General features: G+C 67.2%; 24 protein-coding genes and 1 pseudogene. 16 read left to right on the top strand and 9 right to left on the bottom strand.

Translation table 11 applies throughout. The features are described from left to right. Nucleotides 1–76: 76 nt before the first annotated feature. Together ACIA5H_RS11315 and ACIA5H_RS11310 are read right to left on the bottom strand one after the other, a co-directional pair. Entirely contained in the window at nt 77–1279 is a 1203-nt protein-coding gene (locus tag ACIA5H_RS11315; protein ID WP_397075601.1) for a phosphatidylserine decarboxylase, read from the bottom strand. 153 nt (nt 1280–1432) lie between these two features. After that, nucleotides 1433–2389: a LysR family transcriptional regulator gene (locus ACIA5H_RS11310; protein ID WP_355074257.1), complete on the bottom strand. Its 957-nt coding sequence runs from the start codon at nt 2387–2389 to the stop codon at nt 1433–1435. Between the two features lie 64 nt (nt 2390–2453). On the opposite strand from ACIA5H_RS11310, the gene ACIA5H_RS11305 reads away from it, so the two are divergent. From ACIA5H_RS11305 to ACIA5H_RS11265, 9 genes and pseudogenes are all read left to right on the top strand, one after another. Next, complete coding sequence (locus tag ACIA5H_RS11305) at nt 2454–3587, top strand: XdhC family protein (protein WP_397075598.1); 1134 nt, start codon at nt 2454–2456, stop codon at nt 3585–3587. A gap of 80 nt (nt 3588–3667) precedes the next feature. Beyond that, nucleotides 3668–4558, top strand: a complete 891-nt coding sequence (locus ACIA5H_RS11300; RefSeq protein WP_379253490.1) for an FAD binding domain-containing protein — start codon at nt 3668–3670, stop codon at nt 4556–4558. Nucleotides 4559–4560: 2 nt separating this feature from the next. Next, nucleotides 4561–5079: a (2Fe-2S)-binding protein gene (locus tag ACIA5H_RS11295; RefSeq protein WP_355074262.1), complete on the top strand. Its 519-nt coding sequence runs from the start codon at nt 4561–4563 to the stop codon at nt 5077–5079. Next, entirely contained in the window at nt 5076–7466 is a 2391-nt protein-coding gene (locus tag ACIA5H_RS11290) for an aerobic carbon-monoxide dehydrogenase large subunit (protein ID WP_379253488.1), read from the top strand. Before ACIA5H_RS11295 ends, ACIA5H_RS11290 begins: the two co-directional genes overlap by 4 nt. A gap of 26 nt (nt 7467–7492) precedes the next feature. Further along, complete coding sequence (locus ACIA5H_RS11285; protein ID WP_379253660.1) at nt 7493–8386, top strand: XdhC family protein; 894 nt, start codon at nt 7493–7495, stop codon at nt 8384–8386. Further along, the gene (locus ACIA5H_RS11280) at nt 8383–8976 is read left to right on the top strand and encodes an NTP transferase domain-containing protein (RefSeq protein ID WP_397075595.1); all 594 of its coding nucleotides are present in this window, start codon (nt 8383–8385) and stop codon (nt 8974–8976) included. Before ACIA5H_RS11285 ends, ACIA5H_RS11280 begins: the two co-directional genes overlap by 4 nt. Next, the gene (locus ACIA5H_RS11275; RefSeq protein WP_397076032.1) at nt 8976–9860 is read left to right on the top strand and encodes an AAA family ATPase; all 885 of its coding nucleotides are present in this window, start codon (nt 8976–8978) and stop codon (nt 9858–9860) included. Before ACIA5H_RS11280 ends, ACIA5H_RS11275 begins: the two co-directional genes overlap by 1 nt. 13 nt (nt 9861–9873) lie before the next feature. Then, a pseudogene (locus ACIA5H_RS11270) lies at nt 9874–10519 on the top strand (SRPBCC family protein). After that, nucleotides 10516–11748, top strand: coding sequence for a VWA domain-containing protein (locus ACIA5H_RS11265; protein WP_379253486.1), 1233 nt, complete (start codon nt 10516–10518; stop codon nt 11746–11748). The pseudogene ACIA5H_RS11270 and the gene ACIA5H_RS11265 overlap by 4 nt, the downstream one beginning before the upstream one ends. Before the next feature lie 261 nt (nt 11749–12009). Here ACIA5H_RS11265 and ACIA5H_RS11260 read toward each other — a convergent pair whose 3' ends face one another. Beyond that, a complete protein-coding gene (locus ACIA5H_RS11260) occupies nt 12010–12570 on the bottom strand; it encodes a TetR/AcrR family transcriptional regulator (RefSeq protein ID WP_397075592.1) in 561 nt (186 codons plus the stop codon). Nucleotides 12571–12646: 76 nt separating this feature from the next. On the opposite strand from ACIA5H_RS11260, the gene ACIA5H_RS11255 reads away from it, so the two are divergent. Continuing rightward, nucleotides 12647–13606: an FAD-dependent monooxygenase gene (locus ACIA5H_RS11255; protein ID WP_397075590.1), complete on the top strand. Its 960-nt coding sequence runs from the start codon at nt 12647–12649 to the stop codon at nt 13604–13606. A gap of 69 nt (nt 13607–13675) precedes the next feature. Continuing rightward, a complete protein-coding gene (locus tag ACIA5H_RS11250; RefSeq protein WP_397075588.1) occupies nt 13676–14275 on the top strand; it encodes a hypothetical protein in 600 nt (199 codons plus the stop codon). A gap of 234 nt (nt 14276–14509) precedes the next feature. Here ACIA5H_RS11250 and ACIA5H_RS11245 read toward each other — a convergent pair whose 3' ends face one another. Continuing rightward, the gene (locus tag ACIA5H_RS11245) at nt 14510–14950 is read right to left on the bottom strand and encodes a hypothetical protein (RefSeq protein WP_379253483.1); all 441 of its coding nucleotides are present in this window, start codon (nt 14948–14950) and stop codon (nt 14510–14512) included. A gap of 477 nt (nt 14951–15427) precedes the next feature. Between ACIA5H_RS11245 and ACIA5H_RS11240 the strand changes: the two genes are divergently transcribed. Beyond that, nucleotides 15428–15832 (top strand): hypothetical protein, encoded by a 405-nt coding sequence (locus ACIA5H_RS11240; protein ID WP_364433735.1) that lies wholly within the window; start codon nt 15428–15430, stop codon nt 15830–15832. 145 nt (nt 15833–15977) lie between these two features. Here the strand turns inward: ACIA5H_RS11240 and ACIA5H_RS11235 are convergent, their stop codons facing one another. After that, on the bottom strand, nt 15978–16973 hold the full coding sequence (locus ACIA5H_RS11235; RefSeq protein ID WP_397075585.1) for a helix-turn-helix transcriptional regulator: 996 nt from the start codon (nt 16971–16973) through the stop codon (nt 15978–15980). A 93-nt stretch (nt 16974–17066) separates the two neighbouring features. On the opposite strand from ACIA5H_RS11235, the gene ACIA5H_RS11230 reads away from it, so the two are divergent. Next, nucleotides 17067–17489, top strand: coding sequence for a VOC family protein (locus ACIA5H_RS11230; RefSeq protein WP_364433741.1), 423 nt, complete (start codon nt 17067–17069; stop codon nt 17487–17489). 74 nt (nt 17490–17563) lie between these two features. Here the strand turns inward: ACIA5H_RS11230 and ACIA5H_RS11225 are convergent, their stop codons facing one another. Continuing rightward, entirely contained in the window at nt 17564–17785 is a 222-nt protein-coding gene (locus tag ACIA5H_RS11225; RefSeq protein WP_397075582.1) for a hypothetical protein, read from the bottom strand. Nucleotides 17786–17998: 213 nt separating this feature from the next. On the opposite strand from ACIA5H_RS11225, the gene ACIA5H_RS11220 reads away from it, so the two are divergent. Continuing rightward, entirely contained in the window at nt 17999–19432 is a 1434-nt protein-coding gene (locus tag ACIA5H_RS11220) for an aminobutyraldehyde dehydrogenase (protein WP_397075580.1), read from the top strand. Nucleotides 19433–19597: 165 nt separating this feature from the next. Next, nucleotides 19598–20344, top strand: a complete 747-nt coding sequence (locus tag ACIA5H_RS11215) for an ABC transporter permease (protein ID WP_356967482.1) — start codon at nt 19598–19600, stop codon at nt 20342–20344. A 51-nt stretch (nt 20345–20395) separates the two neighbouring features. Here the strand turns inward: ACIA5H_RS11215 and ACIA5H_RS11210 are convergent, their stop codons facing one another. Beyond that, nucleotides 20396–21052: a VC0807 family protein gene (locus tag ACIA5H_RS11210; RefSeq protein ID WP_379253479.1), complete on the bottom strand. Its 657-nt coding sequence runs from the start codon at nt 21050–21052 to the stop codon at nt 20396–20398. A gap of 226 nt (nt 21053–21278) precedes the next feature. On the opposite strand from ACIA5H_RS11210, the gene ACIA5H_RS11205 reads away from it, so the two are divergent. After that, on the top strand, nt 21279–21671 hold the full coding sequence (locus ACIA5H_RS11205) for a hypothetical protein (protein WP_364433752.1): 393 nt from the start codon (nt 21279–21281) through the stop codon (nt 21669–21671). 73 nt (nt 21672–21744) lie between these two features. Here ACIA5H_RS11205 and ACIA5H_RS11200 read toward each other — a convergent pair whose 3' ends face one another. Further along, nucleotides 21745–22122: a PPOX class F420-dependent oxidoreductase gene (locus ACIA5H_RS11200; RefSeq protein ID WP_356967487.1), complete on the bottom strand. Its 378-nt coding sequence runs from the start codon at nt 22120–22122 to the stop codon at nt 21745–21747. 46 nt (nt 22123–22168) lie between these two features. Beyond that, nucleotides 22169–22576, bottom strand: coding sequence for a dihydrofolate reductase family protein (locus ACIA5H_RS11195; protein WP_397075577.1), 408 nt, complete (start codon nt 22574–22576; stop codon nt 22169–22171). Nucleotides 22577–22614 lie beyond the last annotated feature (38 nt).

The raw sequence follows: 22614 nt of genomic DNA, 5'->3' as shown, positions 1-22614 counted from the left end.
GCTTCTCAGTGGCGAATGAGGTCGGCCCGGAGCGCGTCTGTTCCCGATATCGGTTTCGTCATCGTCCAGCCGCGCGTCAGCGGTTGGTCGCCGACGCGAAGTGCGCTGCGGGTGAACCGACGAGCCGGTAGTCGTCGTCGGTGTTCACGTGCAGATCGAGCTTGTTCTGGAAGAGGAGGATGATGTCGGAGCCGCCGAACTGGAAGTAGCCGAACTGCTGGCCCTTCTCCATCTGCCTGTTCTCGACCGCGGTGAGCACGACCGAACCCACGTGGGACATGCCGACGCAAACGACCGCGACGATGCCGATGTCACCGGCCGGTGCGACGGAGGTGTCGATGGTGACGACACCGCGGGTTTGAGAGAACTGGTAGCCCGTCTGGGCGTCGTCTCGGCAGACCAGGTGGTGGTCGTCGATCTCGACCTTCAGAAAAACCTTGCCGTTGATCAGGTAGGACTCCGCGACCAGGCCCGAGACCGGTAGATGGAAGCGGTGGTAGGCGCAGGCAGGCAAGTTGTAGTGGACGAACGTCCCCCCGGCGAAACTCTCGGCGTAGCGACTGCCCGCCAGGAGTCGTGTGATGTTGCCGTACCTGTGGGTGCCTTTGATGGGGACGGCCGGAATGTCCGATCCGGCGTCGATGGCGTACTGATGCTGGAAGATGCAGTCCGCCGGCGAGGTGATCACCCGGTTGTCGCCGGGGTCGGAAATCGGACGCAGACCGCCGTTGAGCTCGCGGGCGATGAATTGGTTGAACGTCAACCAGCCGCTGGGCATGTTGGGGATGCCGTCGACGAACGACTCCCCGACGCGATACTCCGGGGCGTTGTCGATGAAGCTGTTCAGGATTTCGGGGCCGAAGGACCGGGTGGTGTCGAGGAAGCCGCCCCACTCGCGCGCGAACTCGGTAACCCAATCCCGGAAGGCCGCCGAAGACTCGGCGATCGCCGTCTGGTCATCGCCCACGTGCTGGTCGACGAGCCAGAAGAAGTGGCACATCCGATCGGTGACCTCACCTGCGTAACCCCGCTCCGGCGCGGGTGCGGTCCAGGCGGGCGCATCGGATTCCACGGGCACCCAGCGAAGGAAACGCTCCAGGTAGGCCTCGTACTGCTCGAGATTCTGCGGCCAATCCAGCGCCGCGAAAAGCGCGGGGTCCAACTGTGGCTGCGCGGATGCGCGGGCCTGAACCAACGACTGCTCGAGCCGGGCGGCAAGGCCTTGCTCCTCGCCGAGGGCCCGCCGCAAATGCTGGATGATCCTGTCCGGCTCGCTCACATCAGCCTCCTGCCGGCCGTGTAAACCCAACTCTACGTCGCGGCCTGCGGCGGCCAGACGTTCCGCATCGCCGACAACATCGACTCCGCCATCGAGGCCGTCGTGCGGACTCGAGGCGAAGCATCCCGTCAACGGTGCGCAGCAGTCGCGTTTTCAACTCCACAGGGTCACATGCACTTTCGGGCGAAACCGCGTGACGCCCACGCCGGACCCACGGATCATCGCCTGGATGCATCGTGGGGTGGTGATGAACCGCAGCAGTTCCGACACCGCGGGCTGGCGGGAATCGGGCGGCAACGTGGTGGCGCACCACTCGTCGGATACCTGGAGCCCTGGTCCCTTGACGTGGATCAACCGACCGGCCGCGAGATCGGCGGCCACGGCGAAACCGATCGTCGGGGTGATGCCTCCGACCCGGCGGACCTCTTCCAGAGCGGCGGCGTCGCTCTGGAAGATCCGCTGATGGGATTCGGGTACGGCCAACTCGCGCAGCATCGTCGCGATGTGCCCGTCCACACTGCCCGCGCTGGGACCCAGCATCCACGGCTGCTCCCGCAGCAGCGCCGGAGGTGCGGCGGCGCCCGCCAGAGGGCTGTCGGGGCGCGCGACCGAGATGATCTGATACTTCAGGAACGGCCGGGCGGCGATGGCGGTGTCGGCGTTCTCCGGCCCGGGCCCGAGCGCGATGTCCACCGCACGGGTCTCGATCAGACCGCGGAACCGGCTGGTGGGGTGCACGCTCAGTTCGACCGCCAGATCCTTCGCCCGCGCCGCGAACAAGTCGATGAGGCCGGGCGCGGCATGTTCGGCGAACGCGCTCGATGCCGCGATACGCAGCAGCCGTCGGCCATGGGCGGCTTCGCTCACCTCGATCGCGGTCTGCCGTTGCAGTCCGAGGATCTCGATGGCCCGGCTGGCCAAGCGCAATCCGCCGGGCGTGAAGGCCAGCCCCGCGGCGGCGCGGGTGAACAACGGGTCGTCGAGCTCTTTGCGCAGCTGGGCGATGTGCAACGAGACACCGGCGTCGGACATCCCCAGCTCTCTGGCCGCCGCATGGACGGAGCCGAGCCGCACCACGGTCGAGTAGGCCCGAAGCTGGGCGGGCGTCACGATCCGAGTCTAGTTTGGAGGTGGACGCGGTGCCTACCGCCGTATCGCGCCCGGAGGACGCATCATGCAGGACGTGCTCACGGATCTGATGGCAACGTGGAACGCCGGGGGCACGGCTGGGGTCGCGACGGTTGTGCGCACCTTCCGCTCGGCGCCGCGACCGCCCGGCGCGGCGATGGTCGTCGCCCCGGACGGGACGGTCGGCGGTTCGGTCTCCGGCGGCTGCGTCGAAGGCGCGGTCTACGAACTCGCCACCGACGTCGTGCGCACCGGCCTTCCGGTGTTGCAGCGGTTCGGGTTCTCCGATGACGACGCGTTCGCCGTCGGCCTCACCTGCGGCGGCATCATCGACATCTTCGTCGAACCGATCTCGCGGAAGACGTTTCCGGAACTCGGCGAGGTGGCCGCGGACATCGCCGAGCACCGGCCGGTCGCGATCGCGACCGTCATCGAGCACCCGGACCCCGGCCGGATCGGGCGGCGGCTGCTGATCCGGCCGAGTGACGCGCGCGGCACGCTGGGGTCGGCGCGCACCGACGACGCGGTGATCGATGACGCGGCCGGGTTGCTCGCGGCGGGCCGCAGCGAGGTGCTGTCCTATGGCCCGGACGGACAGCGTCGCGGCGAGGGCCTGGCGGTTTTCGTCGCCAGTCATGCCAGGCAGCCGCGGATGCTGGTGTTCGGGGCCATCGATTTCGCCGCCGCCGTGGCGCAGCAGGGATCCTTCCTCGGGTACCGGGTGACCGTATGCGACGCGCGGCCGATCTTCGCCACCTCGGCCCGGTTCCCGACCGCGGACGAGGTCGTCGTCGACTGGCCGCACCGCTACCTGGCCGCGCAGATCGCGGCAGGCGCGGTCGATGCGCGGACCGTCGTCTGCGTGCTGACCCACGATCCCAAGTTCGACGTTCCGCTGCTCGAAGTGGCCCTGCGGGCGCCGCAGATCGGTTATGTCGGCGCCATGGGGTCGCGCCGCACGCATGACCAGCGGCTGGCCCGCCTGCGGCAGGCCGGCCTCACCGAGGAGCAACTCGCCCGGCTCGCCAGCCCGATCGGGCTGGATCTGGGCGGCCGGACGCCGGAGGAGACGGCGGTGTCCATCGCGGCCGAGATCATCGCGCGGCGCTGGGGCGGGCACGGCCGTTCGCTGACCGGAACCGGCGGACGGATTCACCACACCGCGCCGACAGCCGATTAAGTGATTACTTAATCCGGTCTTGACCCCCAGTTCAGCGGCGCAGAAGCTGAGCTTCTCCCCATGAATGTGAGGTGGGTCACATGCAGGTGCCCGGACCATTCGAATACGAGCGAGCGACGGGCGTGGATCACGCCGTCGGACTCTTGGACCGGCTCGGAGAGGAGGCGCGCATCATCGCGGGCGGGCACAGCCTGTTGCCGATGATGAAACTGCGCCTGGCCAATCCGGAATATCTCATCGACATCAACGACCTGGCTGCCGAGCTGGGCTATATAGTCACCGATCCGACCCTGGTGCGCATCGGCGCGATGGTGCGGCACCGGCATCTGCTCGAATCCGACGATCTCGCCGCGGTGTGCCCGATCTTCCGTGACGCCGAGCGCGTGATCGCCGACCCGGTCGTGCGCAACCGCGGCACGATCGGCGGCTCGCTGTGCCAGGCCGATCCCGCCGAAGACCTGACCACGGTCTGCACGGTTCTCGGCGCCACCTGCCTGGTGCGCGGACCGTCCGGCGACCGGGAGATCGCGATGGACGACTTCCTGGTCGGCCCGTACGAGACCGCCATGATGCGCAATGAACTTCTGATCGAGATCAGAATTCCCGTGCGGCATCGGACCTCCAGCGCCTACAAGGAGGTGAAGCGCCGAGTCGGCGACTGGGCGATCGCGGCGGCAGGCGCGACGGTGACACTGCGCGACGGTGCGATAGCGGCCGCCCGGATCGGCCTGACCGCCGTCGAGCCCGATACGGCGGCGCTGGCCACCGCCTCGGACCTGCTGGTCGGCGCGCCGCCCACCGAGGAGATCTACGTGGAGGCGGGCCGGCGGGCGAGCGCGGCGTGTGCACCGGCCTCCGATTCGCGAGGTAGCGCCGACTACAAGCGCCACCTCGCGTCCGAACTCACGATTCGCGCGCTGCGCACCGCGGTGGAGCGCGTGCTGAACCATCCCGCACCGAGAGGGAACTAGCCATGCAGGTAACCATGACGGTCAACGGCGAGCAGGTGAGCGCCGACGTCGAGCCGCGCACCCTGCTCGTGCACTTCCTACGAGACCAATTGCGGCTCACCGGAACCCACTGGGGATGCGACACCAGCAACTGCGGCACCTGTGTGGTGGAGGTGGACGGCGAACCGGTGAAGTCGTGCACGATGCTGGCCGTCATGGCCGGCGGGCGTTCGGTGCGCACCGTCGAGGGACTCGAGGTCGACGGCAAGCTCGATCCCGTGCAAGAAGGCTTCATGCAGTGTCACGGGCTGCAGTGCGGATTCTGCACGCCCGGGATGATGATCACGGCCCGGGCACTGCTCGACCGCAACCCGGATCCCGACGAGCAAACCATCCGGGAGGCGATCTCGGGCCAGATCTGCCGCTGCACCGGATACACCACCATCGTGCGGTCGATCCAGTGGGCCGCGGCGAAGCAACGGGGCGAAGCGGCGGAGCCGGAACCCGCGCCCACCGCGGCGCCGGTAGGGAGTACATCATGACCGCCGTCGAATCCCGGCCGGAAGACCGAGTCGACAACGACCGCAAGCCGTGCGGGCACGGCAGGATGCTCCGCAAGGAGGATCCCCGGTTCATCCGCGGACGCGGCAATTTCGTCGACGACGTCCAACTGCCCGGCATGCTGCATATGGCGATCCTGCGTTCGCCGTTCGCGCACGCGCGGATCGTTAGCGTCGACGTCTCCGCGGCACAGGCGCATCCGAAGGTGAAGGCGGTAGTCACCGGCGCGGACCTCGCCGCCAAGGGACTGGCCTGGATGCCGACGCTTTCCAACGACGTGCAGGCGGTACTGGCGACCGACAAGGTCCGGTTCCAAGGCCAGGAGGTGGCCTTCGTCGTCGCGGAGGACCGCTACGCCGCGCGTGACGCGCTGGAACTCATCGACGTCGAGTACGACATGCTCCCTCCGGTGATCGATGCCCGGACCGCGCTCTCGCCCGAGATGCCGGTGATCCGAGACGATCTCGAGGACAAGCGGGACAACCACTGCTTCGACTGGGAGACCGGTGACGCCGCCGCGACCGAGGCGGTGTTCGCCCGCGCGGACGTCGTCGTCGAGCAAGAGATCGTCTACCCGCGCGTGCATCCCGCCCCGATGGAAACCTGCGGCGCCGTCGCGGATCTCGATCCGGTGACCGGCAAGCTCACCCTGTGGTCGACGAGTCAGGCGCCGCACGCCCACCGCACGATCTACGCGATGGTGGCCGGGCTGCCCGAGCACAAGATCCGGGTCATCGCACCCGATATCGGCGGCGGGTTCGGCAACAAGGTGCCCATCTACCCGGGATACGTCTGCGCCATCGTCGGGTCGCTGCTACTGGGCAAACCGGTCAAATGGATGGAGGATCGCAGCGAGAACCTGACCAGCACCGGTTTCGCCCGCGACTACATCATGCTCGGTGAGATCGCCGCCGACGCCGACGGCAAGATACTGGCCATCCGGTCCACCGTGCTCGCCGATCACGGCGCGTTCAACGGCACGGCCGCCCCGTTGAAGTATCCGGCCGGCTTCTTCGGTGTCTTCACCGGCAGCTACGACATCGAAGCCGCCTACTGCAAGATGACCGCGGTCTACACGAACAAGGCCCCCGGCGGCGTCGCCTACGCGTGCTCGTTCCGGATCACCGAGGCCGTCTACTTCGTCGAGCGGTTGGTGGATTGCCTCGCACAGGAACTGAAGATGGATCCGGCGCAGCTGCGGCTGCGCAATCTGCTCCGGCCCGAACAGTTCCCGTACACCAGCAAGACCGGTTGGGTCTACGACTCCGGTGACTACGAGAAGACCATGCGCTTGGCGATGGACATGATCGGATACGACGCCCTGCGAGAGGAACAGCGGGAAAAGCGCGCCCGCGGTGAGTTGATGGGCATCGGGATGGCTTTCTTCACCGAAGCCGCCGGCGCGGGACCGCGCAAGGATATGGACATCCTCGGGCTCGGGATGGCCGACGGGTGTGAGCTGCGGGTCCACCCGACCGGCAAAGCCGTTGTGCGGCTGTCGGTGCAGACCCAGGGGCAGGGACACGAGACGACGTTCGCCCAGATCGTCGCCGAGGAGCTCGGGATACCGCCGGACGACATCGACGTCGTCCACGGCGACACCGATCAGACCCCGTTCGGCCTCGGCACCTACGGCAGCCGCTCGACTCCGGTCTCGGGCGCCGCCGCCGCGCTGGTGGCGCGGAAGGTGCGCGACAAGGCCCGGATCATCGCGTCCGGCATGCTCGAAGTATCCGTCGCCGATCTGGAGTGGGAGAAGGGCTTGTTCCACGTCAAAGGCGACCCGTCCGCGGCCGTCACGATCCAGCAGATCGCGATGCGAGCACACGGCGCGGGTGATCTGCCGGAGGGTATCGAGGGCGGACTCGACGCGCAGATCTGTTACAACCCGGCGAATCTCACCTACCCCTATGGCGCGTACTTCTGCGTCGTCGATGTCGACCCGGGGACGGCCGTGGTGAAGGTCCGGCGCTTCCTCGCCGTCGACGACTGCGGGACCCGGATCAACCCGATGATCATCGAGGGTCAGGTGCACGGCGGCATCACCGACGGCATCGGCATGGCGCTGATGGAGATCATCGCCTTCGACGAGGACGGCAACTGCCTCGGCGGATCCCTGATGGACTACCTCATCCCGACGGCGCTCGAGGTTCCGCATTTCGAGACCGGGTACACGGTCACTCCTTCGCCGCACCACCCGATCGGCGCGAAAGGTATCGGCGAATCGGCGACCGTCGGATCACCGGCGGCAGTGGTCAACGCGGTGGTGGACGCATTGGCGCCCTACAAGGTTCGGCACGCCGACATGCCGCTGACGCCGTCGCGGGTCTGGGAAGCGATGCAGGGCCGGGCCACACCGCCCGTCTGAGTGGGGTGGGAGCGATGGGAACACCGATGAAGATGACCGAGCGTGCACAGCAACTGGTTCGGACCCGGACTCCGTTCGTGCACGCGACCGTCGTCCGAGCGCAGCAGCCGACCTCGGCGCATGCCGGGGACGAAGCGATCCTGTTGCAGGACGGGACGATCGAAGGATTCGTCGGCGGCCAGTGCGCCCAGAACTCGGTCCGCAAGGCCGCGCTGGGCGCCCTGCAATCGAACGAGAGCGTGCTGCTGCGCGTGCTGCCCGACGGCGACCTGCAATTTCCCGAAGCCCCCGGCGCGGCTGTGGTGGTGAATCCCTGTCTGTCCGGCGGAGCGCTGGAGATATTCCTCGAGCCGCAGGTCCCGGCTCCTCTGGTGCGCATCTGCGGCGCGACACCGATCGCGGACGCACTGGCCGAGATGTGCGCACTGGTGGGATTCGATGTGCAGCGCGGTATCGGCGGAGCCGACTCGCCGGATTCGCTGACCGACACGACCGCGGTGGTGATCGCGAGCCACGGCGGCCCGGAAGCCGAGACGATCCGCGCCGCGCTCGACTCGGGTGTGGGGTATGTCGGTTTGGTGGCCAGCAAGATCCGGGGAGCGTCGATTCTGGACGAACTCGGCTTGACCGAAGCCGAGCAGATGCGCGTGCGCACCCCGGTGGGCCTGCCGATCGGCGCCAAGACGTCGGCGGAGATCGCCGTCTCGATCGTCGCGGAGGTGATCCAGGCGATCCGCAAGGGCGGCTTGGCCGTCCCGGTTCGCCTGTCGAGCGTCGCGTTCGAGGCGCTCGATCCGGTGTGCGGTATGACCGTGGCGGTCGGGCCGGACACACCGCATCTCACCGTCGACGACGTCGACTACTGGTTCTGCGGCTCCGGCTGCCGCACTTCCTTCGCCGAGGCGAAGACGGGCTCATGACAAACGGATTCGTCACCGGGGTCGTACTCGCGGCGGGAACCTCACGGCGTCTCGGCACACCGAAACAGCTACTGCCATACCGGGATACGACACTTCTCGGCGCCACACTGGACGTGGTTCGAGCCTGCGGTTTCGGTCAGATCATCGTCACCCTCGGCGGGGCGGCCGCAGCGGTCCGGCAGCAGGTCGATCTCACCGGGGTGGAGGTGGTCGTGGCCGAAGACTTCGGTTCGGGCTGTTCCTCGTCGTTGCGTTCGGCCCTGGGCTCGGTACATCCCCTGGCCCCCGGAATCGTGCTGATGCTCGGTGATCAACCGGGTCTGTCGGCCGCGACCGTCGAACGACTGATCGCCGACGCGACGACCGCGGCGATCACGGTCTGCGGCTACCGCGACGGCGTCGGGCATCCGTTCTGGCTGCCCCGCGGTCTGTTCGGCCAGTTGGCCCGATTGCACGGCGACAAGGCGGTCTGGAAGATCATCGAGTCGGGCCGCGTCCCGGTGTCCCGGCTCGACGTCGACGCAGCAGTGCCCTTGGATGTGGACACCTGGGCCGATTACGAGCGCCTGCGCGCCTCGACCTCGCCATGATGTCGCCGTTCGCCGATATCGAGGACGTGGTCCGGCGATTCGACGCCGACGACTACCTGCTCGACACCGGTACCGCCGCCGCCTTCTATCTGGCCACCACGTTGGGTCGGCCCCTACTGCTGGAAGGCGAGCCGGGAGTCGGCAAGACGACCGCGGCGAAGACCCTTGCGACCGCGCTCGCCGCTCCGCTGATCCGCCTGCAGTGCTACGAGGGCCTGACCGTGAACGAAGCGCTGTACGACTGGAATTACCAGCGTCAGCTGCTCAGCATTCGGCTCGCCGAAGCGCGCGGCGCCGACCTCACCGAAGCCGACTTGTTCACCGAGGCATTCCTGGTCGACCGTCCGATCCTGCGCTGTGTCCGTTATCGCGGTCCGACGCCCCCGGTGCTGCTGGTCGACGAAATCGACCGTGCCGACGACGAATTCGAGGCGTTGCTGCTGGAATTCCTCGGTGAGGCCGCGGTGACCGTGCCGGAACTCGGCACCTTCGCCGCCGAGCGGCCGCCACTCGCGGTGCTGACCTCGAACCGCAGTCGCGACCTGCACGACGCGCTGCGGCGGCGCTGCCTCTACCACTGGATCGACTATCCCGAACCGTCCCGCGCGGTGGCGATCGTGCGACGCACCGTGCCCGGGGCGACCGATGCGCTGATCGACCATGCCACCCTGTTCGTCGCGCACGCTCGCGGTCTCGATCTCGACAAGCCGCCCGGCGTCGCCGAGACCATCGACTGGATCGCCGCGTTGGCGACGCTCGATGTCGCCGATCTCGTCGCGCCGGAGGCGGTCGCAGCACTCAGCGCGCTGGCGAAGACACCCGACGACCGCGCGACCGTGCGGGAGGCGTTCGCCGAATACACGCGAGACCTGGCTACCGGATGAGAGGGATGCCGCAATGAAGATCGCCAACGAGTTCACCGTCAACGCACCCGTCGAGCAGGCATGGGAGGTACTGACCGACCTCGAACAGGTCGTCCCGCTCCTGCCCGGCGCACAGATGGTCGGATGGCAGGGAGACGACTTCCTCGGCAGATTGAAGGTCAAAGTCGGACCGGTGACCAGCGAATTCACCGGCAAAGCGCAATTCGTCGAGCGCGACGAACACGACCATCGCGCCGTCATCAGCGGGCGCGGCCGGGATGCACACGGATCCGGGAACGCCGCCGCGACCATCACCACACGGCTGTGCGCGGACGACGGCAGGACCCGGGTCACCGTCGACACCGACCTCAAGGTTGTCGGCAAACTCGCCCAGTTCGGCAGCGGAATGCTGCAACAGGTGTCCGAGAAGATGATGAATCAGTTCGTCACATCCTTGGAAACGAAACTCGCGGCGGCCGATGAGACCTCTGCGGAGCCCGTAGCCGAGCCGGACCGCCGAGCAGCGCAGCCGGTGGCGCCACCCGAGCCCGCGCCGCTGGACCTTGTCGAACTCATGGGGCCCGCGATGATCAAAAAAATATGCGCCCGCGGTCGTGTTCGCACTCGCGGCAGTGCTCGGAATAATCTTGCTTCGCAAGCGGATACGCACGAATCGATGACGCGGGCCGCACTGCTGCGCGGCGTGGATCTGGCGGCGTTCGCCGTCGCGGTGGTCGCGCGGCTGCGGGGAAGTGGCGTCGCGGTGGCGCCGAGCGGTCCCGCGCTGTTCGTGCAAGCCTGGCGTCGCATGGCGCCGCGCTCGCGCACCGAACTCTACTGGGCCATGCGACTGACGCTCGTCGATCGCATGCAAGATCTCGCCGCCTTCGACGCGGTCTTCGCGGCGGTGTTCGCCGACGCGGTGCTGGGTGTGGACCCGGCGAGCCGAACGCACGGACTACCGGCCGAACGCGCGTCGGCGCCGGGCACAGTCGGTCGGGGGCGGTCTCGGCACGGCGGTGATGTCCCCTGGGCGACGCCGCGATCGGCAACCGGCGCCGACCGGTCCACCGACCAGGCTCCGGCGCTGCCGGACGTGCTGCCGAGCCGGTTCGCCGCACGGGAACAGGAACCGTTCGCCTGCTTCGATCCGGACGATCTGCGAACGATCGGCGTCTGGCTGGAACAGGCGGCGGCGCTCTGGCCGCAGCGCCGCAGCACGCGCCAGGAAAGTGATCCGCATGGCAAGCGGATCGACTTCCGGGCGACGATGAACCACTCGCGCCGCACCGGCTGGGAGTCGGCGGTGCTGGTCCGCACCCGTCCCAGGCGTCGCCCGCGCCGGATCGTCATGGTCTGCGACGTCAGCCGCTCCATGCAGCCGTATTCGACGATCTACCTGCACCTGATGCGGGCCGCCATGCAACGCCGTTCGTCCGATCGACCCGAGGCGTTCGCCTTCTCCACTTCCCTGACCAGGCTCACCCCCGTGCTCGCGCACCGTTCCCCGGAGGTGGCGGTGGCCCGGGCCAACGACAAGGTGCTCGACCGCTACGGCGGCACGCACATCGGCCGATGCCTCGGCACACTGCTGGCGACTCCGTCCGGTAACGCGGTGCGCGGCGCCGTCGTCGTCATCGCCTCGGACGGCTGGGACAGCGACACTCCCGATCTCCTGGCCCGCGCGATGGCCCGCATCAGACGCCGGGCTTGGCGCGTCATCTGGCTCAATCCCCGTGCGGGCGAGTCCGGGTTCCAGCCGGCCACCGGCGCGATGGCGGCAGCCCTGCCGTTCTGCGACACCATGATGCCCGCGCACACACTGGCGGAGATACACGCGTTCGTGCAGATTCTGGCATCGTCGGCTGTGTCCGCCGACCCAGGTCGATACCCGATCCCGTCCCGGTGATCATCGAGAAACCTTGCGGTGGCGCAAACCAGACGGATCGGCGACCATCCGGACGCCTGCGCCTGGCTTCACCCGGCCCAGGCCGCTAGCCGCGATCTCGGCGCAGCGGCGTTGTGAGCGCGGGGTGGATCCGGCGCGGCGGCAACGATGGCAGCCCGGCATTGCGAGCCCGCTCGAGACCGACCCGTGTCACCGCGCCGACGACGGTCCGCCATACGAGCCGGCTCGCCGGAATTGTGTGCTCAGACGTCCCGCACATCTCTACTCGAGAAATCCGCGGAGGATGGCCCGAACGATAGCGGCGGTGTCGAGTGCGGGGACGTCGAGTGCGAGACGGTCGAGAGCGACGCCGGTCAGCAGGGACACTATCGCATCGATCTGATCGTCGGTGGCGTGCGGGTAGGCAGCGCGGATCTGGGCGGCGCGAGTGCGCACGGTGACCGCCCGCAGGTCTCGCATGAGCACAGCCAGTTCCGGATCGCGGGCGGCTTCCACGGACAGCTCGAAGCGGGCCAGGTACCGGTTGCGAGCGGGGCCGGACCCGGCATCGACGGCGGCTGCGAGCAGATCGACCACCTGCTCGGGGGTGGAGGGCGGGTTTGCCACCGAGCTCTTTTCGGCGGCGATCTGGTGGTCGAGGATGCGCCGGGCGATCGCCGTGTAGAGGGCGGCTCGTGTTGCGAAGTAGTTCGAGGTGGTGCCCGGGGGAACGCCCGCGGCCTTGTCGATGCTGCGGTGGGTGATCGCTGCCAGGTCGATCTCGTCGATCAGCTGGAGGGCTGTGTCGGACAGAAGCTCACGTCTATCTGTTTTTCTCGGCATGCGCTTGATTCTACTACATCGTAGTACTACGCTGTAGTACTACGATGTAGTGACCATTTGATCGAGGCAGGTTCTGATGTTGCAGGGCAAGAAGATTCACAGCACCGACGTCCTCGTGGTGGGCGCCGGACCGACCGGATTGACACTGGCGGTCGAACTCGCCCGTCGCGGGATCGCCCATCGGGTGATCGACCGCGGCTCCGGTCCCGCGATCGGTTCGCGCGGCAAGGGCTTGCAGCCGCGCAGCCTGGAGGTACTCGACGACCTCGGCGTGATCGATCGAATCCTCGCCGCCGGCGAGGCAGGGCTGCCGCTGCGCATGTACCAGGACCACGAATTCACCGCGGAGCTGGCAACCACCACGGGTTCGGGTCCCCGGCCGGGAATTCCTTTCCCGGACCTGGTCCTGCTGCCGGAATGGCGAGTGGAAAAGGTGCTGCGCGACCGCTTGGCCGAACTGGGTAGCAACGTCGCGTTCGGTGCGGAGCTGGCATCGTTCGAACAAGATGCCGAGGGCGTCACGGCAGTGCTGGAGAACGGTGAGATCGTCCGGGCCCGGTATCTGGTCGGTTGCGACGGCGGGCACAGCACAGTCCGCCGTCAGCTAGGCGCGACTATGGCCGGACGGACGCACGACGATCAGTACTTCCTGGTGGGCGATGTGCGAGTAGGCGGACTGAGTGCCGATGCCGCCTACGCCTGGTTCACCGAAGGCGGTGGCTACCTCGCTGTTTCGCCGCTGCCGCACGCCGATGGAGTATGGCAGTTCCAGGCGAACGTAGTGCCCGGACCCGACGGATCGGTGCCCGAGCCGACGCTCGACATCTTCCGCGAACTCTTCACCGCGCGTTCGGGCCGGGCGGATGTGGTGCTGGACGAGGCGACCTGGCTGTCGCGTTACCGCTTCAACGCGCGCATGGTCGACCGGTACCGCTACGGCCGGGTCTACCTGGCCGGCGACGCCGCCCACGTGCATTCGCCTGCTGGCGGCCAGGGCATGAACACCGGCATCCAGGACTCCTACAACCTTGGCTAGAAACTCGCGGCTGTCCTCGGTGGTGCGCCCGTCGACCTGCTGGACAGCTACGGGGACGAGCGAATCCCGGTGGCCGCCAAGGTGCTGGCAGACAGCTCGCGCGGCTTCGAGTCGGTGTTCGCGCTGCGCGGTGTGCGCCGCTTTCTGCGTGATCATCTGATCTTCCCACTCGTGAAGCACCCGGCGGTGATGGCCAGGCTGCTCGCCAAAACCAACCAGCTGGCCATCGCCTACCCCGACTCCGCGCTGACCCTCCGCGGTGAGGACCGCTGCCGCGGCCCACGCCCCGGGGACCGCGCCCCCGACGCCCGCGGCGTCACCGCCGACGGCACACCGACCCGACTGTTCGATCTCACACGCGGAACCCACTGGACCGTAGTGGGATTCGGCGAAGAGGCCGCCGCAGCGCTCCGTGAACTCGCCGGTATCTCGGACGACGCAGTACGCACCTGCATGGCAACCGACAACGCCCCGGGTTCGGACCACACGGATATCACCCGGACACTCATCGGTTCCGAAGCGCGGCGCCTGTTCCGCGCCCAGCCGGGCACGCTGGTCCTGATCCGTCCCGACGGTTACCTCGCCGCGCGCACCCGCGACGCAGCCGCGATCTCCGCACACCTCACTCGAATCCTCGCTCCGCGCAAAGCACTCGAGACCACTGCCTGAAGGTCACCGTCGCGTGCTGCGCCGGATGACGGCCAGCGGCGACTGCGACTCTGCTCTCGCTGCAAGGGTTTCGTTGCCAATCGATAACTCCGAGGGGATGCCTGGCCACTACATCGGCGGCAGATGAGGGAGTGGTGATGGAAGTGGAGAACGTTCACCACTCCTACGGCAGACGGTCGGTGCTGCGTGGAATTGCGTCCGGTTCGATCGCGCTTCCCGCCATCCGGCGGATGATCAGGTGTGCTGGAATCGCCACTGCTGGGTGCGGCTGATCGGCGCGGATCGCGCGAGCCCGATCTGCTCGGTGCCGATGTCACCGTCGTGACCGGGCAGGTCGAGGACGAACTCGCAGGCGGCCCAGACAGCGATGCGGTAACAGTCGGGATGGGCTTCCTCGGCGGTGATCTGCCACCCCATCGGCGTCCCACTGCACTCGAGGTGGGTTCCCTCGCTCACCACTCCGTCGCCGAGTCCGAGCCTGGTGCCGGTGCGTCCGCTGCCGATATACCAAATTCCCTCGCCGAATTCCGGCGCTCTGGACAACAGCCAATGCTGCCAGCCGTCCTCGACACCTGGCTCCGCCACCACCGTCACCTGATCAGCGCTGTCGAGCGCCAGCACACAACCGGCGCCGACATTGACGATCCGATAGACACCCTCGCTCAAACCGGTCATGATCCGTCGTCCTCACCATCCGCTGGATCCCGAGGCCACGGTGTTCCCGCGAGCCTCGCATCCGAAGATTCCGTGCCTGTGGGCTACCCCGCCCATCGACCGAAGAATCACGTCGGTACGGGCGCGATCGCAGCCGCCTGGCTCCTCCGAACGAGACAGAGCCCCCCTGTCTCAGCGAGCTGGGGACGATCCGCGGGGCCGACGACCAGCCGGTCGGGACCTACCCCCGACGCCTCGCGCTGCATCCATCCACCGCCGCCCGGTGACTCTGTCGGCTGTTTGTGGTGAGCGGCGGTCGGCACCCCGCGCCGGTGCACGGCGCGACCGGGTGTGACTCGGAAACCATCTCGAATTCCTCGCGCAACGACACGCCGACGAGGACGCAGAGCGAATGCGGCCCACGAAAATCACGGCGGCTACACTCGGTCTCTGGACACCGCAGCCGAGGGGATGGCTCTCAGAACCTGGAGGACGGTAATGGCTGACTACGATCGAGTCGTTTCGCTGTCCCGCGAGAAATTCGAACAATCGGGACCGAGTGTTGCCGAACTCAGAGACGACACGAAGTCGACCAAATCAGATGATGTCGACATCGCACGGATGGAGCGGATCCTCGATCTGCGAGAAGGCATGCTCGCCGGCGACGAGTACTACCTCCAAAAAATCGTCTGCGAATGCGGAAGACGCCTCACCATGTACGACTTCGTCTTCACCGGTTTGGTTGACGCCGGCCATTCGAAGTCTCTTATCGTGCACACATTCGTCGGCAATAAGTTGGTGGTCAACGAAGCTCGGCCTATCCGGTGTTCCGCGTGCGCCAGGGTCTGCCCGCGCCCGTGGTATCGAATGCCGCAAAGTTACGGTTGCCGACCACCTGCGTGATTGTTCAGCCGACGGCGGCACCCTCTCGTATATCGCACCAGCTCGTCAGGTAGAAGGCTGCTCGGTGTGTTCGATCCCGGCGATCGGTTCGGGCCCGACGCGGTTCCGTGCTGATTCGAGTGTGCCGCGGGACAACGACTCACCCTCACACCTGCCGACCGGGTCCGCTGTTCGCTGCGTCGGCGTAGCGGCGGGCCAGGTGGGCGAAAGCGGCGGTGAGTTCGGGCGGGCCGATGACCTCGATGTCAGCGTCGAACCTGCCGAGAGAGCTTGCGAGCGCGGGCCATGACCACGAGCCCAGGACGATTCGGCAGCGGTCGGGACCGAGCGCCTCGACCACTCCGTCGTGGAGGAACGGTGCGATCTCGGTGGCGGGCAGGTGCATGATGACCGCACCGCGGCAGGGCAATCCGCCGTTCGCGTCCGAACCGCGAAAACTGCTGCTCACGAAGGTGGCCACATCTCCCGCAGGAAGTTCGCGCGGAACGAAGCGGGGGCCGGTGGGGATGCGCGGGGTGATCCGGTCGGCTCGGAACGTCCGCCAGTCGTCACGGTCGAGGTCCCACGCCACGAGGTACCAGCGCCCTCCCCACGTGACGAGATGGTGGGGCTGCACTCGACGCGGGGGGTGCGCGGCGGCAAGCGGTGCGGCCGCGCCGTTGTAGTCGAAACGCAGTACTTCGCGGGCATTGATGGCGGCGCCGATCGCCGTGAGAACCTCCGTGCCGACCTCGGGTGCGGACTGGTCGGCGGGCGGTGCGACAGCGGTGATCCGAAGAGTGTCCATGCGGTGGCGTAGCCGCGCGGGCATGACCTGACGGATGGTGGTCAGCGCTCGCGCCGCGGATTCGTCGATACCGGCGCCGGCGGTGGTGGCGATCTGCAGTGCGACGGCCAGGGCGACGGCCTGCTCGTCGTCGAACAGCAGCGGCGGCAGTTGTGTACCCGCGCCGAGCCGGTATCCCCCGTCCGGGCCTTTGCTGGTGACGATCGGATAGCCGAGTTCGCGCAGCCGGTCCACGTCACGGCGCACCGTGCGCGGGCTGACTTCCAGCCGCTGGGCCAGCAGCATTCCCGGCCAGTCCCGGCGCACCTGGAGCAGGGACAGCAGTGCCAGCAGTCGCGCGGAAGTTTTCGGCATGTTTGTCATCCTGCCCGAAGTAGAGGACACAACCTGGCCACTACCCTTGCGAGGGTTGCTCCCGTCAGCCATCGAGCCGAATCAGGAGCAACCTTGTCCCTCACAACCACCACCCACCTGAACTTCCGCGGAGACGCCCGCGCCGCGCTGGCCTTCTACCAGTCCGTTTTCGGCGGCCACCTCGCCGTCGTCACCTACGGAGACGCCGGAGCTGTCCGTGACGAGTCCGAGGCCGACCAGATCATGTGGGGCCAGGTACAGGCCGACAGCGGGTTCCACGTCATGGCCTACGACGTGCCCTCGTCGATGGATTACCACCCCGGAGAGAACGGGTTCTTCGTCTCCGTGCGTGGAGAGACCGTCGACGAGGTGTCGGACTACTGGGAGAAACTCACCGCGGGCGCCACCGTGGTGATTCCGATGGGCCCGGCGAGTTGGGCGACCGCCTACGGGATGCTGCGGGACCGTTTCGGCGTGGTCTGGGTCGTCGACGTCGTCAGCGAATACAACGGATAACTCGTTGCGTCATCGGGGCGCTCCCGCCCCGATGTCCATCCGCCTTCCCGCCGGGCCACCTGGGGCACTTCGTGTTAACGAATCTGCATCTGCCGCAGAATCACCGCCGCATTCCACCAACCCAAATCGAATTCGCCGCCGCCGCCCTTCCCGGCCAGACGGGCCGCGAGCCATGATTCGATATCCCGATGGGCGGCCGCAACGCCGGTCGGCCGGTGGGTGAAGGCGGATGCTATGGTGCACAACTTTTCCGACATCTGGAACGACAATATTCTTAGCGAGGCGGAATTCGTCACAATCGGATGAAATGACGCTGTTCGGCGCGGATAAGCAGACCTCCAGCAGCATAGTCCTCGGCAGTCGCGAGAGGAGTAAAATCGATTCATTCGATATCGATAAATCAAATATCGACGATAATTGCTAGCCCGACGATGGCGACCAGATGCCGAGTCGACCGACCGTCCCACGCCAACGCATCGTCGACAGAACAGAGCGATCGAGGAGGCATCATGACAGTGGTTCAGAACTTCATCGACGGCAAGCTCGTCGACTCGGTCGGCGGTGCGACGATGGCACTGGTCGACCCCGCTACCGGCGATCGGTACGGTACCGCCCCGGTGTCCGACGAACAGGACGTCGAGAACGCGTACGCAGCGGCCGCCAGAGCGTTCCGCGACTGGAAGCGGACGACGCCGTCGCAACGCCAGAAGGCGCTGTTGGATTTCGCCGACGAGTTGGAGAATGCCGCCGACGCGCTTGTCGAGGCCGAGGGACGCGACACCGGCAAGCCGAACCACATCACCTCGGCCGCGGAGATCCCGCAGATGCTGGACCAGACCCGATTCTTCGCGGGGGCGGCACGGGTACTCGAGGGCAAGTCGGCCTGTGAGTACCTGGCGGGCCATACATCCTGGATCCGCCGGGAGCCGATCGGCGTCATCGGACAGGTGACACCGTGGAATTACCCGATGATGATGGCCGTCTGGAAGTTCGTTCCCGCGATAGCGGCAGGCAATACCGTGGTGATCAAGCCGAGCGAAACCACTCCGGTGACGACGGTGATGCTCGCCGAACTGGCCTCCGAACACCTGCCGCCAGGTGTGCTCAACGTGGTAACCGGTGACCGGGCGACCGGTGCGGCGGTGGTCGCGCATCCGACTCCGAAGATGGTATCGATCACCGGTTCGGTGGCCGCGGGCCGTGCGGTCGCGGAGTCGGCCGGGAGCCACCTGAAGCGCACGCATTTGGAGTTGGGCGGCAAAGCGCCGGTCATCGTGTTCCCCGACGCCGATATCGCTGCTGCGGCCCAGGGTATCGCGGCCGCGGGCTATTTCAACGCCGGGCAGGATTGCACGGCGGCCACCCGAGTGCTCGGTCACGGGTCTGTGGCCGACGATCTGACCGCGGCGCTGGCCGAGCAGGCCTGCGGCGCGACAACCACTTTCGGCAAAGCCGCCGATGACGGGGATGCCTGGGTGCCACCGGTCAACAACGCCGAGCAACTACAGCGGGTGCTCGGCTTCCTCGACGAGGTGCCCGATCACGCTTCGGTCGTGGCCGGTGGACACCGGCAGGGCGACCACGGGTATTACGTCGAGCCGACGGTCATCGGGGGGTTGTTGCAGGATGACCGGATGAGCCAGAACGAGATCTTCGGCCCGGTGATCACCGTGCAGTCGTTCACCGACGAAGACGAGGCGATCCGGTGGGCCAACGGCGTCGAATACGGGCTGGCCTCCTCGGTGTGGACCAAGGATGTGTCGAGGGCGCTCCGCGTGTCGGCCGCGCTCGACTTCGGCTCCGTGTGGATCAACACCCACACCGCGCTGGTCGCGGAGATGCCGCACGGCGGGTTCAAGTCGTCCGGACACGGCAAGGATCTGTCGATGTACGGGCTGGAGGACTACACCCGTGTCAAGCATGTGATGGCCAAGATCGACTGAAGCCCCACGACGACGACAGCACAGCCGGTCGCCGCCACCGGCAGCGCCATGCGCCAATTGCGGCGTCGCCATCACCTACTCGTGTGATCCAGGCCGGTCGGCGGCACAATCGCAACAGCGTAGGCAACGAATCCGGTGCCGTGAGCGAAGACGAAAGGGGCGCGGGTGCACGCGACCGTAGAGCCCGGCGTCGAACTGGCGGTGCTGTGCGTGGTGATGGTGGCTCTGACAGCCGCGTGGTATCGGGTGGCGCGATTGGGACCGACTCCCGTGGCTCCGCGCGCCGCGATCCGCGGCGCCGCACAACTCGGAATCGTCGCGCTGGTACTGGCCGCGGCGCTGGCACATCTCTGGTCCGCGGTGCTCGTCCTGGCCGTCATGTTCGCCGCCGCGGTGGCGACCGCCGCGCAGCGGTCCTCGGCCGGCTGGTCGGGAATGTGGCTCACCGTCGCGCTCGGGGCGGGAATCGGGGTGGTGGTGCCGCTGATGCTGATCAGCGGCGTGGTCCCACTCACCGGTGTGGCGTTGGTCCCGATCGGCGGAATCGTGCTGGGCGGGACGATGACCGCGACATCGCTCGCCGCCCGTCGAGCCCTCGACACGGTCGAACAACGGTGGGGTGAAGTGGAGGCGGCGATGAGTCTGGGCTTCACCGAACGCGAAGCACGACTCGAGGTCGTCCGTCCGAGTACGGGTGATGCGCTGCTACCGGGCGTCGACCAGACCCGCACAGTCGGATTGGTCACTCTGCCCGGCGCATTCATCGGTGTGCTGCTCGCCAGCGGTTCAGCCCTGCAAGCCGCCGCGGTACAGATGCTGGTTCTCACCGGCCTGCTGCTGGCCCAAGCATCTGCGGTAGCGGTGACCACCGAACTGGTCGCACGATCGAAGGTACGCCGCACACCACGATAACGGCACAATGGATCAGTACCAGCCGAAGGTGCCGCACCGACCCCGCGCCGGTCACCCCCTGAGCGCCTTGCGCATCCGCTCGACCATCCGGACGGTGACGACCACCAGCACCGTCAACGTGGCCGTCAGCAGCACCGTGGACAACCACGCCATGGTGGGCACCGACAGCCGGTAGACCAACACGATCCGGGTCGCGGCCTCGACGACCAGTCCCACGCCCCACAATGCCGAGAGGCGGACGTGGGTGCGGCGGGCCAGCGCATTGGCGCGGTAGGTGTGCTCGATGACGGCCAGGTCGCCGGTCGCCATGACGCGGCGGGCGGCGTAGTAGGTCAGCGGCTTGCCGAAGAACAGGCCGATGAGGATTGTGACGCCGATACCGGCGGTCACCACGGATTGTTGCACCATGAGCGTGCGGGCGTCGCCACTGAGCAGCGACCCGATCAGTCCGATCACGAAGCCGCCCAAGATCATTCCGGCGAACAGGTCGATCCGGCGATTCCGCGCCACCTCCACGAGCACGGTCGCCGCGGAGGCCAGCGCACCGGCAAGCAGCGCCATGAAATCGGAGCAGCCGAGCGCGTGCAGCACGAAGTAGGCCGCTATCGGCACCAGGATGTCGCGCGCCACGGGGGCGAACAGTTTTCGCAGGTCGGGACGCCCAGTGGCAACCTGCGCGGCGGGGGAAACGGTCTCGTCGACGATCATGGTGGGCAACTCCTGTAAGAACGGGCCGGACAGGAATCGAATCTACGAACGCGAGAGCCGTCCGGGATCTGTCAACCGTCACATGTCGGGCATGACAACTGTCATGGCGCGGTAGCCGCCCCGAACGGCACCCGACCCGGACCCGCGGCCGTTCGACGTGGCGGAGTCGGCGTTCGGCGAGGACACTGAGGACGTAGCACCCAACTCGTCCCCAGGAGCACATGCGATGCCAACCAACGGGCCTTTCGGCATCGATCCGGAAGATTTCGAACGCGCACTGCGTGGGGCGGGCACCGAGCTCCGCGACCTGCTCGGGAAAGCCGGTGTATACCTGGATCGCGTAGACCACGCGACCGTCGGTTCACTGGCGTCGCTGCTCGGTCAGTTCGTCCAATCACAACAGCCACGTCCACCGAAACCCGAGGGCGAGACCACCGGGGAGACCGGCAGCGGGGTGTGGGTGATCTACAGAGTCGACGACATCGGCGAGGCCAAGGTCGAGCAGGTCTTTCCGAGCGAACTCGAGGCCTTGCGCGCGCATCGCGACAACACCGATGATCGCCGTCGGGTGCGGTTCCTGCCCTATGGGGTTCCGGCAAGTGTGTTGGATGCGCCCTGACGGCTGTACACCCACCGACTACCCCGATGCGATGGACGGTAGGGGCATCCGGCCGGGGTGATTCCCCGCGGTTTCAGCCGATGCTTTGACGGGTTGGCTCGATGAGCGCGATGAACCGCTCCTCTTGCCGCGAGTAGGGGTTGCCGGTGTATTTCGTCGAGATTTGGTCGACGATCTCCCATGCGGCGTCGCCTTCGAGCCATGCGACGACCCTGCCGCGGATGACGACCGGCCGGAGCGGGTTGTCGACCGGTGTGAGGGAGAGTGCGATCCGGGGGTCGCGGCGCATGTTGCGAGTCTTGCGATAGCCGGGGCCGGTGATGATCGCGATATGGTCGCCGTGGGTGCCGGTCCAGACGGGGACGGAGTGGGGTGCGCCGTCGGGCAGGATGCTGGCGAGGTGGGCGATCGAGGTGCCTTCGAGCACGCGGCGCACTTCGGGGTCGAGCATGCTTGTCATCTCCTGGGCGTGAGTTCTCGGTATCGATATCGAAGGGTCAACGCTGAATCTCGTAGTGGAGGTGGGTGACTCCCGACGCGGGAACGGCTTCGACCAGACGCAGACGCACCTGCTCGGGCAGCGCCCGGAAGAAGGGCCCCTCGCCGAGCAGGACCGGCACCTGATGCAGAACCATTTCGTCGACGAGTCCCGCTTTCAACGCCTCGGTCACGACGCCGCCGCCCATGAGGGCGACATCCTTGTCGCCTGCGGCCTCACTGGCTGCCGCGATCGCGTCCTCGATGCCGGTGGTGACGAGGTTTTGGCGGTCGGAGATCTCCGGCGTGGGCGGGTGGCTGACGACGAACAGCGTCTCTCCATCGCCGAGACCGCGACCGGCCCCGGGGTCACGTCCGGTGATATATCCGTCGACCGATATCGCCAACGCGCTGAAAACCTTGCTCATCTCCACACTCCTCCCTGAGTTCCTTCAAGAGACTTCAG

Source organism: Nocardia sp. NPDC051900, assembly GCF_044452545.1.
Lineage (GTDB): Bacteria > Actinomycetota > Actinomycetes > Mycobacteriales > Mycobacteriaceae > Nocardia > Nocardia sichangensis.
Note: the sequence above shows the minus strand (reverse complement) of the source record. Positions and strands in the feature narration are given on the sequence as shown.